The organism is Chryseobacterium aquifrigidense (assembly GCF_006716485.1).
Classification (GTDB): Bacteria; Bacteroidota; Bacteroidia; order Flavobacteriales; family Weeksellaceae; genus Chryseobacterium; species Chryseobacterium vietnamense.
Window position 1 is genome coordinate 290,824 of the sequence record NZ_VFPD01000001.1, and the last position, 15,460, is coordinate 306,283.

General features: G+C 38.3%; 11 protein-coding genes. 2 read left to right on the forward strand and 9 right to left on the reverse strand.

All coding sequences use genetic code 11. The annotated features are described in order from the left end of the window. Positions 1-67: 67 nt before the first annotated feature. The 5 genes from dnaJ to proS form a co-directional block, all read right to left on the reverse strand. Entirely contained in the window at positions 68-1,186 is a 1,119-nt protein-coding gene (gene dnaJ / locus FB551_RS01350) for a molecular chaperone DnaJ (RefSeq protein WP_047432509.1), read from the reverse strand. A 101-nt stretch (positions 1,187-1,287) separates the two neighbouring features. Further along, positions 1,288-1,827, reverse strand: a complete 540-nt coding sequence (locus tag FB551_RS01355) for a nucleotide exchange factor GrpE (RefSeq protein WP_374709947.1) — start codon at positions 1,825-1,827, stop codon at positions 1,288-1,290. 230 nt (positions 1,828-2,057) lie between these two features. Next, positions 2,058-3,392: an Nramp family divalent metal transporter gene (locus FB551_RS01360; RefSeq protein ID WP_142014262.1), complete on the reverse strand. Its 1,335-nt coding sequence runs from the start codon at positions 3,390-3,392 to the stop codon at positions 2,058-2,060. A gap of 114 nt (positions 3,393-3,506) precedes the next feature. Continuing rightward, positions 3,507-4,838, reverse strand: a complete 1,332-nt coding sequence (locus FB551_RS01365; RefSeq protein WP_047432500.1) for an OmpA family protein — start codon at positions 4,836-4,838, stop codon at positions 3,507-3,509. A gap of 118 nt (positions 4,839-4,956) precedes the next feature. Next, positions 4,957-6,432 (reverse strand): proline--tRNA ligase, encoded by a 1,476-nt coding sequence (gene proS / locus FB551_RS01370; protein WP_047432497.1) that lies wholly within the window; start codon positions 6,430-6,432, stop codon positions 4,957-4,959. A 144-nt stretch (positions 6,433-6,576) separates the two neighbouring features. Between proS and FB551_RS23145 the strand changes: the two genes are divergently transcribed. After that, positions 6,577-7,698, forward strand: coding sequence for a hypothetical protein (locus tag FB551_RS23145; protein ID WP_047432495.1), 1,122 nt, complete (start codon positions 6,577-6,579; stop codon positions 7,696-7,698). Between the two features lie 54 nt (positions 7,699-7,752). Then, a complete protein-coding gene (locus FB551_RS01380) occupies positions 7,753-9,138 on the forward strand; it encodes an OmpP1/FadL family transporter (RefSeq protein WP_226798593.1) in 1,386 nt (461 codons plus the stop codon). 118 nt (positions 9,139-9,256) lie between these two features. Here the strand turns inward: FB551_RS01380 and FB551_RS01385 are convergent, their stop codons facing one another. From FB551_RS01385 to FB551_RS01400, 4 genes are all read right to left on the reverse strand, one after another. Further along, positions 9,257-10,909: a RagB/SusD family nutrient uptake outer membrane protein gene (locus tag FB551_RS01385; RefSeq protein WP_142014269.1), complete on the reverse strand. Its 1,653-nt coding sequence runs from the start codon at positions 10,907-10,909 to the stop codon at positions 9,257-9,259. Positions 10,910-10,919: 10 nt separating this feature from the next. Further along, positions 10,920-13,658, reverse strand: coding sequence for a SusC/RagA family TonB-linked outer membrane protein (locus FB551_RS01390; RefSeq protein ID WP_142014272.1), 2,739 nt, complete (start codon positions 13,656-13,658; stop codon positions 10,920-10,922). A gap of 310 nt (positions 13,659-13,968) precedes the next feature. Next, positions 13,969-14,697, reverse strand: coding sequence for a ZIP family metal transporter (locus FB551_RS01395; protein WP_142014275.1), 729 nt, complete (start codon positions 14,695-14,697; stop codon positions 13,969-13,971). After that, on the reverse strand, positions 14,697-15,422 hold the full coding sequence (locus FB551_RS01400) for a class I SAM-dependent DNA methyltransferase (RefSeq protein WP_142014278.1): 726 nt from the start codon (positions 15,420-15,422) through the stop codon (positions 14,697-14,699). The genes FB551_RS01395 and FB551_RS01400 overlap by 1 nt, the downstream gene beginning before the upstream one ends. Between the last annotated feature and the right edge of the window lie 38 nt (positions 15,423-15,460).

Here is a 15,460-nt window from a genome sequence, read left to right on the forward strand (position 1 = left end):
AACCTTGAATTTAAAACTTTGAACTTTAAACAAAAAAAGAGACTTGTAAAAAGTCTCTTTTTTTATATTAATTGAATAAATCTTTTACTTTATCAAAAAAAGTTTTTTCCTTTCCGGAGGGTTCTGCAACCATTTCTCCGCTGGACATTTGCTTTTCAAAGAAGTCTTTCTGATCCTTCGTAAGCTTTTGTGGAGTCCATACATTGATGTGAATAAACATGTCTCCTTTACCATAACTGTCGATGCTTGGAAGCCCTTTTCCAGCCAATCTCAAGATCTTTCCGGATTGAGTTCCCGGATCAACGGTAATTTTTACTTTTCCGCCAACGGTAGGAATTTCTTTTTTCGTTCCTAAAGCAGCTTCAGCAAACGAAACATATAACTCCTGGTGAAGATTATCTCCTTCTCTCTTGATTACCTGATCTATTTCCTCTTCAATGATCACCAATAAATCTCCCGGAACACCTCCAAATGGGGCATCATTTCCTTTTCCTCTTACATTAAGCTGGATACCGTCTCTTGCTCCTGCCGGAATGTTGATCGTGATTTCCTCTTCATCTTTAATAAGACCTTGTGCGTTAGCTCCTGCAGGAATTTTGTCAGCAACTTTTCCTATTCCCTGACAGGTACCGCAGGTAGTTTGCGTCTGCATTTGACCGAACATGGTATTCATTACTTTTAACTGAACACCAGAACCGTTACAGGTAGGACATGTTTTTGAAGTGGCACCTTCCGCCATCTTCATTTTCTTTACTTTGATGGTTTTCTGAGTACCATTTACCATTTCCTCAAGGTTCAGCTTGATTCTGATTCTTAAATTAGAACCTTTCACCTGCTGACGGCCTCCACCGCCACCACCGAATCCTCCGAAACCGCCACCGAAAATATCTCCAAACTGGCTGAAAATATCTTCCATGTTCATTCCGCCTCCGAAGCCTCCGCCTCCAAAACCACCATTTCCACCTACTCCGGCATGACCAAACTGGTCATATCTGGCACGTTTCTGATCGTCGCTCAGAACTTCATAAGCTTCAGCTGCTTCTTTAAACTTTTCTTCAGCCTCTTTATCCCCTGGATTTTTATCCGGGTGAAATTTGATGGCCATTTTACGGTATGCTTTTTTTATTTCGTCGGCAGATGCAGATTTGCTGATCTCAAGAACCTCGTAATAATCTCTTTTTGACATGACAATTTTATAATTGATTGTTGATAAATGATAAAAGATATTGTAAAGCTAATAAGTGAAACATTCATCAATTATCACTCACCATTTATCATTTATGAATTTTAATTTCCTGTTACTACTTTTGCAAAACGGATCACTTTATCATTTAAAGTATATCCTGTTTCAATAACGTCTACGATTTTTCCTTTCAATTCTTCCGATGGAGCAGGAATCTGAGTAATCGCTTCATGGAAATCAACATTAAAGCTGTCACCAGCCTTTACTTCCATTGTTTTTAGTCCTTTTTCGGTAAGTTTATTCTTGAATTTCTGATAGATAAGCTCTACACCCTGCAGGTCTGCTGGATTTCCGTTTTTAGCGATTTCTTTTAAAGCTCTTTCAAAATCATCCAAAACGCCTAACATTGAAACCATCATTTCCTGGTTAGCATACTGGAAGAATTCTATCTTTTCCTTGCTTGTTCTTTTTTTATAATTTTCGAATTCAGCATACAATCTGATGTAACGGTCTTTTTCTTCTGCCAAAAGTTCCTCCGGAGAAGGTGTAGCTGTCACATTGTCCTGAGATGTTGCGTCATTCTGAACATTGTTTTCTTCCTGATTATTGATGCTTTCTTCGTTAATATCCTGGTTTTCCATAATTCAATATTTATTTACTGATTGTTTGACAAAGAGTCTGCCAAATCCAAAATCTGGACATTAAGGCAGAAAAAGAAGTAACGGTGAATCGTGAATACGTCAATGCGCTTCGCATGTGAATTATGAACATGAGTGTAGCTTCAAAAAATTGACTTTACGAAGCAAAAATTGACTATTGACCATTCACTTTAATAATGCCCAATAGTCAATCTGAAAACTATAGTTGTATTTTTTTATTCTCCTGTAAACGTCTGGTACAGCAGGTATAGATTTAAAACAATGATGATGATCGAAATAATCCATACACAGACTTTCAGGAATGGTTTATTGGCAAATTCACCCATTTTAGCTTTGTCATTGGTAAACATTACCAGAGGGACAACGGCAAAACTAAGCTGCATTGATAAAATAACCTGGCTTAAAACCAATAGTTCGGTTGTTCCCTGTTCTCCGTAAAGAATAGCTACAATAAGTGCAGGAATTACAGCAATAAGTCTGGTAATTAATCTTCTCAGCCATGGTTTTAATCTGATATTCAGAAAGCCTTCCATTACGATCTGTCCGGCAAGAGTTCCTGTTAATGTAGAATTTTGTCCGGAAGCCAATAAAGCGATAGCAAACGCAATACTTGCCATAGAAGCGCCTAAAATTGGGGTCAACATTTTATAAGCATCATGAATGTCTGCTACATGTTCATTTCCTGTAGTATGGAATGTAGCAGCAGCCAGAATAAGGATTGCAGCATTGATGAAGAAAGCCAGCATCAATGAAATGGTACTGTCTATGGTGGCAAACTTGATGGCTTCTTTTTTTCCTTCTTTATCACGGGTGTAATCCCTGGTCTGTACAATACTGCTGTGCAGATACAGATTGTGTGGCATTACGGTAGCTCCCAAAATTCCGATTGCAATATAAAGCATGGCAGGATTCTGAATGATTTCCTTTTGTGGAACCAAGCCTCCCAGAATTTCATTGAAAGCAGGTTGCGAAATGACAATTTCATATACGAAACATGCCAGAATAATGAAAATAAGTCCTCCTACAATACTCTCAATCCATCGGAATCCTTTGGACTGAAGCAAAAGAATGATTAAAACATCTACTGTTGTAATGACAATTCCCCAGGTCAGCGGGATATGGAATAACAGATTTAATGCAATAGCTGAACCGATGACTTCAGCGAGGTCACAGGCAGCAATGGCTATTTCACAGAATACCCAGAGAATAAAATTAGTGGTAGGACTGAAGTGGTCTCTGCATGCCTGAGCAAGGTCTCTTTCGGCCACAACTCCCAGTTTCACAGATAAGTGCTGTAAAACCATTGCAAAAATATTGGAAATAAGGATAACTGAAAGGAGAGTATAGCCAAACTGAGCTCCTCCCGCAATATCAGTTGCCCAGTTTCCGGGATCCATATAACCTACTGCAATCATCAGCCCTGGTCCTGCAAATGCAAGATACTTTCTCCAGAATGTTGCATTTTTAGGGACTTTGATTGATGAATAAACCTCTGATAAGGAATGGTTTGTTTTATCTTTTCGCCAGGCGCTTTTTATATTGAAATTCATAAATGTTAGAAATGACTAACAAATTTAATTAAATAAATGTAAACAGAAAAATCATGGCATAAAAAAATCCCGGAAATTGCCTTCCCGGGACCTAATTTTTATTGACTCTAAAGATTATTTCGCAAATCTTACAGCCATTTTTCTATCTGCAGCTCTTTCAGCATCAGAAGCTTTTGCATCTACTTTCGCAAATTTACTTCCGTAGCCTTCAGCTTCCAGAACCTGAGCACCAACACCAGCTTTTACTAAAGCAGCTTTGATAAATTCAGCTCTTGCTTTTGACAATTTTACATTGTTAGCCTCATTTCCTGTTTTATCAGTGTAGCCTCCGATTTTGATTTTTGCATCAGGGAAAGCCTTAAGGATAGCCACTAAGTTATCCAATTGCCCCTGTGAACCTGCTTCAAGTTCAGTAGAACTTCCCATTTTGAAATTGACATGATCGAAATCGTACCACTTATCTTTCAATGCTGCATCATCAGCGGCATTTTTATACGATCCGGATTTCAGGAATGTAATCATCTGATCTTCCATTCCTCCTTTGTAACCTTTTAGCATCACCCCGTTAAGATCAATATCTTCATCGGTTTTAGCTGTTGCAGGAGCAGGGGTTGCGGTTCCTGTCGTAGCAGCAGTATCTGTAGTTGAACTGGTTGCTGCGGAATCAGATGTTGTGGTAGTGGTTGTAGTAGTCTGTTTTTTCTCACACTGTTTCCATAAGAAATAAGCAGCTGCTATTAATAATAAAAGCGGAAGCAACCATTTCCAGATTGAGCCTCCGCCTTGATTATTATTGTTATTATTTTCAAATCTTTCTCTTACTTCTCTGGCTCCTTCTGAAACATTTTCTCTTGCTGTAGCAACGCCTTCAGCGATGTTATCTTTAGCAGTAGAAGTTACAGAAGAAACTGTTTCTTTTGCCTGGCCAAACCAATTTTCAGCTCCTAATCCAAAGGAAGCCAAAGAAAGACCTGCCGGCAATAAAGAAGAAATAACGCCTTTCTGATCATGCAGTAAGCTGGAAATACCTGAAGCACCCAAATTATTGTCTGCTGCATATTTCCCAATAGTGCCTACTGTAGCCCCAGTCACCAGGTTTAACAAAGAACCTGCAGAGGTATTGCTGACTCCTGAAAAACTGGCAATGGAATTCACTAATGCACTTACTTTATCTCCAAAAATAGAAGACAACAAGTTTGAAATGATAGGATTGCTGGACGAACCACCTAATAAATTTCCTAAAATTCCACTTGAAGAGGCTTGTGTAATAGCATCCACAACGCCAGGCTTATCTGCATTATTGGCCAATCCACCTACTACAGCAGGTAATAATCCGCCAATTGCTTTAGAAATACCGGATTCACTTTCTCCAAACTGCGATGCAGCCTGTGAAACCAAAGCGGGACCTAATTGTCCTTTAATTAAATCAATGACATTTAAAGACATAATAATAAATTTTTTTGATTAATGTTGAGATAAATTTAAACAAAAATCCGTCCAAATGTCACTTTTTTTTGAATATTTCTTTGAAAATTAACGATTTTTTTCTAAATCATTAAAAATTTTAATAAGCTTTTGCAAATAACACACGTCTCTTAGATGGTTTTCCTGATATTAGTGAAATTCCTTCTTCTATGTCATTATCCAAAGGAATACATCTGATGGTTGCCTTTGTTTCATCCTTGATTTGCTCCTCTTCTTCAGCTGTGCCATCCCAGTGAGCATAGATGAATCCACCTTTCTCTTCCAGCACTTTTTTGAATTCTTCATAAGTATCCACTTTCGTGATATTATTTTTTCTGAATTCAAATGCTTTGTTATAAATATCCTGTTGGATCGTTTTCAATAGATCCTCGATATAAGAATCAAGTCCTTCAATAGAACGAACTTCCTTAGTCAGGTTATCTCTTCTTGCAATTTCCACAGATTTATTTTCAAGATCTCTAGGTCCCATTGCGATTCTTACAGGAACTCCTTTCAATTCATATTCTGCAAATTTCCATCCTGGTTTGTTCTGAGTATCATTGTCAAATTTCACAGAAATTCCTTTTGCTCTCAGTTTAGCCTGAATATCTAAAGCAACTTCACTGATTTGTTCCAGCTGTTCTTCTCCTTTAAAGATAGGAACAATCACCACCTGAATTGGAGCAAGCGTAGGAGGCAATACCAATCCGAAATCATCAGAGTGCGTCATAATTAAAGCGCCCATCAGACGGGTAGAAGTACCCCATGAAGTAGCCCATGCGTGTTCTATTTTTCCTTCTTTGTTGGTGAATTTTACATCAAATGCCTTGGCGAAATTCTGACCTAAGAAGTGAGATGTTCCGGCCTGTAAAGCTTTTCCGTCCTGCATTAATGCTTCAATACAATAGGTTTCATCAGCTCCTGCAAATCTTTCAGAAGGTGTTTTCAACCCTTGGATAACCGGAATTGCCATAAAGTTTTCTGCAAAATCTGCATATACTTTATTCATTTTTTCAGCTTCTTCAATTGCTTCATCTTTTGTAGCGTGAGCAGTGTGCCCTTCCTGCCATAAGAACTCGGCAGTTCTAAGGAAAAGACGTGTTCTCATTTCCCAACGAACAACATTCGCCCACTGGTTGATTAATATCGGTAGGTCTCTGTAAGACTGAATCCAGTTTTTATAGGTATTCCAGATAATTGCTTCTGAAGTAGGACGAACAATAAGTTCTTCTTCAAGTTTTGCATCCGGATCGACAATCAGTTTGGATGGATTGTCAGGATCGGTTTTTAATCTGTAGTGGGTAACAACAGCACATTCTTTTGCAAAACCTTCTGCATTTTTTTCCTCAGCCTCAAACAAGCTCTTGGGCACAAAAAGCGGGAAGTATGCGTTAACGTGACCTGTTTCTTTGAATTTTTTATCCATTTCATCACGCATTTTTTCCCAGATTGCATAGCCATACGGTTTGATCACCATACATCCACGCACGCCTGAGTTTTCAGCTAAATCAGCTTTTACAACCAGCTCATTATACCATTTGCTGTAATCTTCGCTTCTTGAGGTTAATTTTGCCATTATTTTTTAAAATTTTTTTAACTTTTGTACATTATTGTTATCTAAAAATAAAAATCTATTTTTGATAGATTTTTTTACCAGTATTTTGGTACATTTTTGGTACAGATTGCAAATATAATTTAAATTAAAAATTTTTACGTTATCATGAAAAGAAATATACATAAAAATTTGCTTGGTCTGCTAAGATCCAAAGGGATATTGGCTATATCAGGCGGATTATTACTTGTGTCTTGTGGTGCTCAGATGGGAGGGTATAGCGAGACGGATGGGGTGTATTACGACCCCAATAAGGATACGCTACCTGAAGGAGTTATCATTAATGATAGCGGAAACAGAGTAGGAGAATATTATGACTACTATCAGGATTCCAATGTGATTCAGAATGCACAGACGAATTCCAGAGAGCAGCAAAACAGATATAATGACTGGAGTGGTACCAATACCAACTGGAACTCTAATGCTACAGACTCGGATTGGGGACTTTATGCAGGTTCTCAGACGAACTACTATGATAACTCATGGGGATGGGGATCTCCGTGGGGATGGTATGGTGGTTACAGCCCGTATTGGGGTTGGGGTATGAACCGTGGCTGGGGCTGGGGTGCAAGTATGTCATGGGGTTGGGGCGGATCATTCGGCTGGGGCTGGGGAGGCTCTTACGGATGGGGTAGTCCATACTGGGGATACGGCTATGGAGGATACTATGATCCATTCTGGGGCGGATACTACGGAAACCCATATTGGGGATACGGAGGAGGTTACTGGGGTGGTGGTTACTACAACAGACCTGTTTCCAGAAGAAGCGGTATCAGTGGAGGTGGATTCCAGAATACAGGGGTAGCCAACGCAGTGTACAGAACGAATACTGCTAATTCAGGTTTCAGAAATACTAATGGAGGCTTCAGAAACACTAATAATAACGGTGGTTTCAGAGATTCTAATTCCAATGGTGGTTTCAGAAACAGCAACGGCGGATTCAGAGATAGCAATTCAGGAGGCTTCAGAAACGGTAATTCAGGAGGTTTCAGAAATACACAATCTAATGGTGGATTCCGTAATTCTTCATCACAAACAAGACCCAATTATAATTATCAGCAACCACAACCAAGATATAACAACAATAACGGAGGCTTCAGATCTAATGACTCAGGAGGTTTCAGATCCAGTGGTGGTTTTAACTCCGGTGGAGGCGGCTTCAGAGGTGGCTCTTCAGGAGGCGGTGGCGGAATGAGATCCGGCGGCGGCGGAAGAGGAGGCTTCAGATAATTTTTCAAATTAATAAACTATTAAAAAATAATGTTAAAAAAATCTTTAGTATTAATGAGCATTTCTGCTGCATTTTATGCACAGGCTCAGGATGTTTCTGTCATAAGAAATACGGTAGAGGTTTATTCAACTACTCCTATGGTGGGATCAGCCAAGTTTAATGCGATGGCTGGAGCTAATGGTGCGCTGGGTGGTGATGCAAACTCTTTGCTTACGAACCCGGCAGGTTTGGGAGTTGCTATTTCAGGAGAGGTTTCAGGAACTTTATCTGTTTTAGGAAATAAAAATAAAAGTTCTTTAGGAGGATCTACAATAGATTATAGCAAAACCAAAGGAGATCTTGGAAATGCAGGAGGAATAATTGCTTTTCCTTTGATGACAGAAACCGGATGGAAGTTTATCAATATTGGTATTAATTTTTCTAACCAGACTTTGGACAATGTAATCCAGTCACCAGGAAATAATAATGTTGTTTATGCTTTTGATAAGGATGATATTACCAAGGATGCGGCGTTGGCAGGACATATGTATGAGAGATACGGTAACTTGTCAAAGATGAGTTTCGGAGTAGGTGCCAACTATAATCATAATTTATATTTAGGAGCAGGTTTCAACTTTTTCAATGCTTCATTGGATCAGTATGATACTTTATTGTACCGAAATATTGCTAATGGTTCTACAGAAGCATTCAGTAAGCAGGATACTCCATATTCAGAGAGATCATCAGGTTTTTCTGCTTCATTAGGGGTAATTGGAAAGCTAAGTCCTAATTTCAGAGTGGGAGCATCTCTTGAAACGCCTACATTCTGGACGATAGACAGAAATTATTATTTCTATAATGATCCTGTTTACGGAGATGATATGGGAGCTGAAAACAGAAAGTTCACTTCACCGCTTAAAGCAACAGTGAGTGCTGCCTTTGTAGCGAGTAAAAACTTCTCATTGAACGTTGACTATACTCTGGGACTTACAAAGCCTGATTATAAGGTCTACGGAGGTGCAGAAAGAGAATTGAATGATTTCTTCAAAGATAACTACAAGAATCTTTCAGAAGTAAGAGTGGGAGCTGAGTACAGAGTACAGCAGTTCAGACTGAGAGGAGGATACTCATACCAGTCAAGTCCTTTTGATGCACTTACAATCAGCAGATTTAATGATGCAGGCACTGTGGGTGATGAGTCTTACAACAATCTTATGTTAAGTGACAGAAATACACTTTCTTTCGGTATTGGATATGATTTCAAATCATTCTATATTGATGCATCTTATCAGAATATTTCTTCCAAATATGCAAATCCTTTTATGAGAGGATATATGGGTGATAATTTTGATTCATCATATTATTCTTCGAGTAAAATTTTTGAAAGTCCGGATTATGCTGTAAGTAATGTGAAAAACAACAGAAATAATTTCTTCCTTACTTTAGGATGGAAATTCTAATCTGATGCTTTAAAAAATATCAAAATATACAAAGAGGCTGTCCAAACTTTCAGGACAGCCTCTTTTTTTGCCGATTTTGTTTCGTGCCTTTATACAATAAAAGTATACATGTCAATTTTTAATCAGGATTCTGCACCAGATTCGGCTGAATCTGGATCTGCTGTTCAGGAATATATTCTACTACCCTGTTATGCGTATAAGTTACCGTATAAAAGACATTATTTCCACTTAAATGGGTGCCGGGATATTGTCTGTCGAGATCAAGTTTGTTCCTGAAGATATCATATCTTCTATGCCCTTCAAAAGCCATTTCCAGCCTTCTTTCCTGTAGAACGACATCCAGTGCAGTCTGTCCTGCAGGAGTTGAATTGTATACAGGTATTCCCGCTCTTGTTCGGATGATATTTACATCTGTGAGTGCTGAAGCAGTATTTCCTTTTTTTGCATAGGCTTCTGCTCTGTTAAGATATATTTCTGCCAGTCGTACAATAACCGGCGACCATAACTGAGGAACTCCTTCCTGTAATGAGCATTTTAAAACATAAAATTTAGGATACCCATTTCTTTTATCCATATCATTATCAAGGTAAACATAAGTTTTCCCACCGGTGGCATTAACAAAATAATAGTTTGTTTTATTAGGTGCTGCCTCAGATTGTACCTGGTAATTGATGTTATTCATAGTAAAGTAAGTATTTCCATTCTGCTGGAAGGTCTTCTGGAATTGATAACTGTAGGTTGCAGTACCGGATGAGCTGGTTCCTTTTTGTACCCAATACGCTACGGGAACTGCCGGGCTGCTGTATTTCGGAGAAATAAACTTCAGCCTTGCATCCTGAGGATTCTGATTGATAAGATCCAGGTAAGAAGATGAAGCGTACATTTCACCCCAGCCTACATTCTGTATGGTGGCATACATAGAACCTACAGTATACCAGCCATCACTATAGTCTCCATCTTTATTATATTTAAATGCAAAAATGGTTTCTGTATTGTTTTCTGGAGTTTTAGTAGCATAAGCAGGCAGTTCTGCTTTGGATAAGAGTGTATGTTTTCCGGAGTTGATGACTTTATCCGCATATTCTATCGCTTTATCATTGTTTTCCATGTAAAGATAGACTCTGGAAAGTAAAGCCTGTGCTGCTTCTTTGGATGCATATATGTTAGTTTTATCCAGTGTCATTAGTTTTTCTGCTTTCAGAAGATCGCTTACCACCTGATTGTATATTTCTCCTACAGTAGCTCTTGCAGGCAAATCATTGACGTCATCAGATAATTTTAGAGGTATTCCAGAATTGCCCGTCCCTTGATTATACGGTCTTCCGAATACATTGACCATAGAAAAGTATACATAAGCTCTCAGGAAATAATTTTCACCTATCAGCTGGTCTGTTTCTGTGTCTTTCCCTTCGGTAACCTTTGATATCACTCTGTTGCACCCAATAATGGCCTTATATCCGGAGTTCCAGATGATATTAGTGCGGTAATTGTTTTTAATGCTTTTATAATTGTAGTAATAAAAGAAAGAATCGCTGGTAGTCCCGCTGATGTCGATATTATCACCACCGTACTCGCTGATCCTGTACAGGTTGTTGTAAAAACCGCCCCCTTCAGCATCTCCTTTGAGCAATGCGTAATTTCCTAAGGTTATGGTCTTCAGTCCTGTTGCGTCCGTAAGAATAACATCAGATTCCTTTGAATCATATGGTGAACGGTCTATGTTGCATGCCGTTAATGATAGTATAAGAATGGGAATAAGTATTTTTTTCATAATTATTTTTTTAAAAAGAAAAGTTTAAACCTAAAGAAAATCTTCTCGGAATAGGGTAGATAGCTCCTGCATTACCTGAATAGACGTTTTGGGTGTCTGCATTACCAATTTCCGGGTCCACGCCGGAGAATTTGGTGATGGTAAATAAATTCTCACCCATAATGTAAATATTCGCCGATTTTATTTTCATCTTTTCTGTTAAAGATGCAGGTAAATTATATCCTATTCTCAGGGATCTTAACTTGACAAAGCTGGCATCCTCAAGATAACGTGATGATGTCTTATTTGTTAATGAATTATTGTTGTACACAGCAGCCGGATGGGTGGCGATATCTCCAGGCTTTTCCCATCTCGTCCAACCATTTTCTAAAACCATCTGGTTGTAATAAGGATAGGCGCCGTCTGAATCATATAATTCTCTGTACGTATTATACACTTGCCCACCTTGCGAGAAATAAAGATTTGCAGCAAGATAGAAGTTTTTGACATTCAGATTGGTACTAACAGAGCCATAATAATCCGGTGTTGTCGCGCCTGTCACCTGTACGGTAGCCAGATTGTATTTTGAGGTTGCACTTCTGCTTCCATCCGGGTTGATTACTTCCCATTGTCCTTCACCATTGTCCGGATTTACGCCCAGCCACTTTCTCATATAGAAAGAGTTAACGTCATATCCTGGTATTGCAACGTGATAATTATCCAATATTTGTGTGCCATTATTTCGGGTGGAAAGTACACTGTTTTTATAAGTGCTGATATTGAATCCAAGCTCCCAGCTGATCTCTTTTGAACGGATAATAGAATAATTTACGTTGAATTCCCAGCCTTTGTTTCTGACATCGCCAATATTAAGGTATTGTCTGTCAACCCCTGTCAATGATGGCAGTGGAACAAGCATAAGCAAGTCTTTCGTTTTGTTATTAAAGTAATCAATATTTAAAGTAAGTCTGTTGTTAAATGCCCTGATATCCGTACCAATATTATTTTGGTAGATAGACTCCCAGGTTAGCGCAGGGTTTCCAAGCTGGTACCATGTTGCCCCTATCTGACCGTTGTATTTTTGTGTCAGTGAATATAAGTCCTGCCATCCGTAATTAGGGCTGGGCGTATTTCCCACAAGTCCTCTGCTTGCTCGTAATTTCCATTCATTAACAGGTTTTACCTTGAAAAAGCTTTCTTTATGAATGTTCCATCCTGCACTATAGGCATAGAATAGGCCATTTCTTTTGTTGGCACCGAATGCAGAAGATGATTCGCTCCTTAAAGACCCCTGTACAAAATATTTTTGATTAAAGATATATTCAGCATTGAACATAAAAGCATTATAAGCTCTGTCTGATTTGGTTCCCGATGGTTTTTGGCCTGTGGTTGCTCCGGTATTAAAAATATCTGTATCAGGTACTACACCGTAAACACCTGCTTGTGATGCCTTATAGAATCTATCGGTATATTCATAAGCAGCTAATGCATTGATGTTATGGTTTCCAAAATCTTTATCAAATCTCAGCATCTGGTTAAAAAACTTGCTGATATCCTTTTGGTATCTCTCTGTTAGCTCACCCTTATTACTTGTCCCGCTGACTGATCTTGGATCGGTATAGTACATATCATCATAATTTTTGTAGGTAACATTGTTGGTCGTGATGAATTTGAGATAATCGGTAAACCGGATTTCAGCATCCAGATTTCCTATGAGGTCCAGCTGATTGCTTTTACCATAGTTCCATTGAAGATCATACAGATAATTACTTTTATCTCTGCCATACCAATCTGTGTAATCCTCATCAACCCGGATCAGGTTTCCGTTAGCGTCCCTTGGATTATCCCATGGCATATTAAGATACATTTGAGAAAGTGAAGCCTGAGTATCTTTTCCCGTAGTGTATGATAAGCTCACTTTGGGTTTCAGGATCAGCCACGGCTTTATGGTCTGTTCATGATTGATTCTGAATGAAAGCCTGTTGTATTCATCTCCCTTTATTGTTCCTGTTTCATTATAATAATTTCCTGAAATATAGGTTTTGGAATGGTCTGATCCACCTCTGAAATCAATAGTGTAATTTTGTACAGTTCCGGTTTGTGTACCGCCTTTCAGCCAGTTGTAACCATCATTTCTAAGGGTTGCAGGGATTTCAGGGGCTCCTTTTAATGAGGTGAAATAGTCATACAGCTGCGTTCCGTTCATAAGTTTGAAACGTCCGTTATTAAACACATTAAAAGAATTATTAAGAGAAACGCTTAATATTCCCTTTCCGGAATTTCCCGATTTGGTAAACACCTGTACAATACCATTGGCTGCTTTGGAACCATACAAGGCTGTAGAAGCAGCATCTTTTAAAATATTGATACTTTCAATCTGGCTGGGATCCAGATTGGGGGCATAGGGCATTACTACGCCATCTACTACCCAAAGGGCAGAGCTGGGACCATTGATAGTAGATGTTCCCCTGATTTTTACAGTGGCTACAGAACCTGCAGAACCTCCGCCAGGTAAGATCTGAACTCCTGCAGCTTTCCCCTGAAGAAGTCCCGATACACTGGGGGTGTTGGAATCCTGAAGTTTTTTGTTGGAAATAACAGAAACAGCAGCTGTAAGGCTGGATTTTTTCTGGGCTTTGTAACCGATAATTACAATGTCATCAATTTTTTTTTCTTCTAAAGAATCTGTTTTCTTTGTAGTCTGGGCCGTTATAAAACCGGTCATTAAAAAAAAGCATACTGATGTTGTTAGGTTCTTTTGTCTTTTCATACATTTTTAAGTGATGGTAATGTGGCTAAAGTACAAAAAACAATGTATGGTTATTAAGTATGTGTTAAAAAATGTTAACTACTGTGTTTTGTTTCATATTTTAGTTTAAATATTTAATTTCTATTTATTTTTTAACGTAAAATATTTTTAAAAAAGCAAATTTTAATTTATTTGTCTAAAATATTATAAGTAAAGATTAATGGTAATGGCCTCGGGAAACATATACTAATTCAATAAGCTAAAATAAAAAATGCCCCTAAAAAGTGTCTATCTTTTTGGGGGCAGTCTGATTCCGAAGCTTTTTTTATACTTAATGAGAATGAGTAACGGGGTGTTGATGGAAAAGATGCATCATCAATGCAAGTGAGACTCCTAAAACAACCAGTCCGATTTTTACCCAATCGATATTGTGATTTTTATTGCTTTCAAAAATGATTACGGATGAAATATGAAGGAAAATTCCCCCTACGATCGCCAGAAAATAAGGCTGAAGATCCGGGTTGAAATAATTTCCTAACAACATTCCCATTGGAGAAGCCAGGGCAAATAAGGCTACAATGAGAATAGAGGGATAGGACGAAGAACTTTTTGATTCTCCTTTTCTGTTAAATAAAAAGGCTCCCAGAATAAATGAAATGGGAAGATTATGAAATACAATTCCCCAAAGGTAAGGCGACATCTCGTGCTGTTCGTTAGCTAAAGGAATCCCCTCAATAAAAGCATGGATAAACAATCCTACCATTAAAGCAACGGGAAGAATATTATGTTCACTATGATGATGGAAGTGTCCGTGTTCAAAACCTTTGGTAAGAGCCTCCAGGATCATCTGAAGCAGAACTCCTGCGATTACAAATATCCCAAGACTGTTGCTCCCTGAAGAGGTATATACCTGCGGAAACACTTCATTAAGACAGATTGTAATCAAAAAACCGGCACTTAATATCAGTAGATTTTTAGCCAGTTTCTCTTTTTTACCAAAGTGTTTTCCCAGAAATACTCCTGTTACGACACTTAAAATCAGTAAAAGTACTGTTGTCATTATTTTTTCTTAAATAAATTGATGCATCGCGGGGAACTTTCTTTCTTAAATTCATTCAGCTGATAATCTCCCCAGATTTTTATTCTTTCAAATCCACATTCAGAAGCATACGCATGAATGGCTTCCAGAGTATGAAGTTTTACTTTTTCAAAGAAATGAAACGGTTTACCGTCGGCTTCAAAACGGATGTCTTTGATGACATGTCTTCCCTCGATTTTCTTTAATATTCTGAATTCAATATCGCCGCGGGTAATGGTAGTTTCAGGAACTAAGGTACTTCTTACAAATTCCTCGTTCAGATAGTCCAGTACAAAATATCCTCCTGGCTTTAAAGCATTGTAAACCGATTGGAATACTTTTTTATCATCACTTTCATTGTCAAAATACCCAAAACTTGTAAATAAATTGAATACAGCATCCATAGGATCAGAATCAATAGGGTTTCTCATATCATGAACTTCAAAAAGAAGCGTTTGATTTTCGTACTGTTTGTTGGATTCAATACTTTGTCTTGAAAGGTCAAGTCCCAAAACATCATACCCTAATTTGTTAAGGAAAACCGAGTGTCTTCCCTTTCCGCAGGCAAGATCTATGATTTTCGACTGAGGCGGCAGCTGAAGGTCCGCTGTGAGCTTTGTAATGAAGTTTTCTGCTTCAGTATAGTCTCTGTTGCTATAAAGCAAATGATAATAAGGGGTATCAAACCAAGATTCAAACCATTCCATAATGCAAAAATAACTAAATTTGTGCGGTTAAAAGCAAA

Excerpts from the sequence above, each read along its gene's own strand:
- dnaJ (WP_047432509.1), bottom strand. The coding sequence starts at position 1,186 with ATGTCAAAAAGAGATTATTACGAGGTTCTTGAGATCAGCAAATCTGCA.
- FB551_RS01360 (WP_142014262.1), bottom strand. The coding sequence starts at position 3,392 with ATGAATTTCAATATAAAAAGCGCCTGGCGAAAAGATAAAACAAACCAT.
- FB551_RS01365 (WP_047432500.1), bottom strand. The coding sequence starts at position 4,838 with ATGTCTTTAAATGTCATTGATTTAATTAAAGGACAATTAGGTCCCGCT.
- proS (WP_047432497.1), bottom strand. The coding sequence starts at position 6,432 with ATGGCAAAATTAACCTCAAGAAGCGAAGATTACAGCAAATGGTATAAT.
- FB551_RS23145 (WP_047432495.1), top strand. The coding sequence starts at position 6,577 with ATGAAAAGAAATATACATAAAAATTTGCTTGGTCTGCTAAGATCCAAA.
- FB551_RS01380 (WP_226798593.1), top strand. The coding sequence starts at position 7,753 with ATGAGCATTTCTGCTGCATTTTATGCACAGGCTCAGGATGTTTCTGTC.
- FB551_RS01385 (WP_142014269.1), bottom strand. The coding sequence starts at position 10,909 with ATGAAAAAAATACTTATTCCCATTCTTATACTATCATTAACGGCATGC.
- FB551_RS01390 (WP_142014272.1), bottom strand. The coding sequence starts at position 13,658 with ATGAAAAGACAAAAGAACCTAACAACATCAGTATGCTTTTTTTTAATG.
- FB551_RS01395 (WP_142014275.1), bottom strand. The coding sequence starts at position 14,697 with ATGACAACAGTACTTTTACTGATTTTAAGTGTCGTAACAGGAGTATTT.
- FB551_RS01400 (WP_142014278.1), bottom strand. The coding sequence starts at position 15,422 with ATGGAATGGTTTGAATCTTGGTTTGATACCCCTTATTATCATTTGCTT.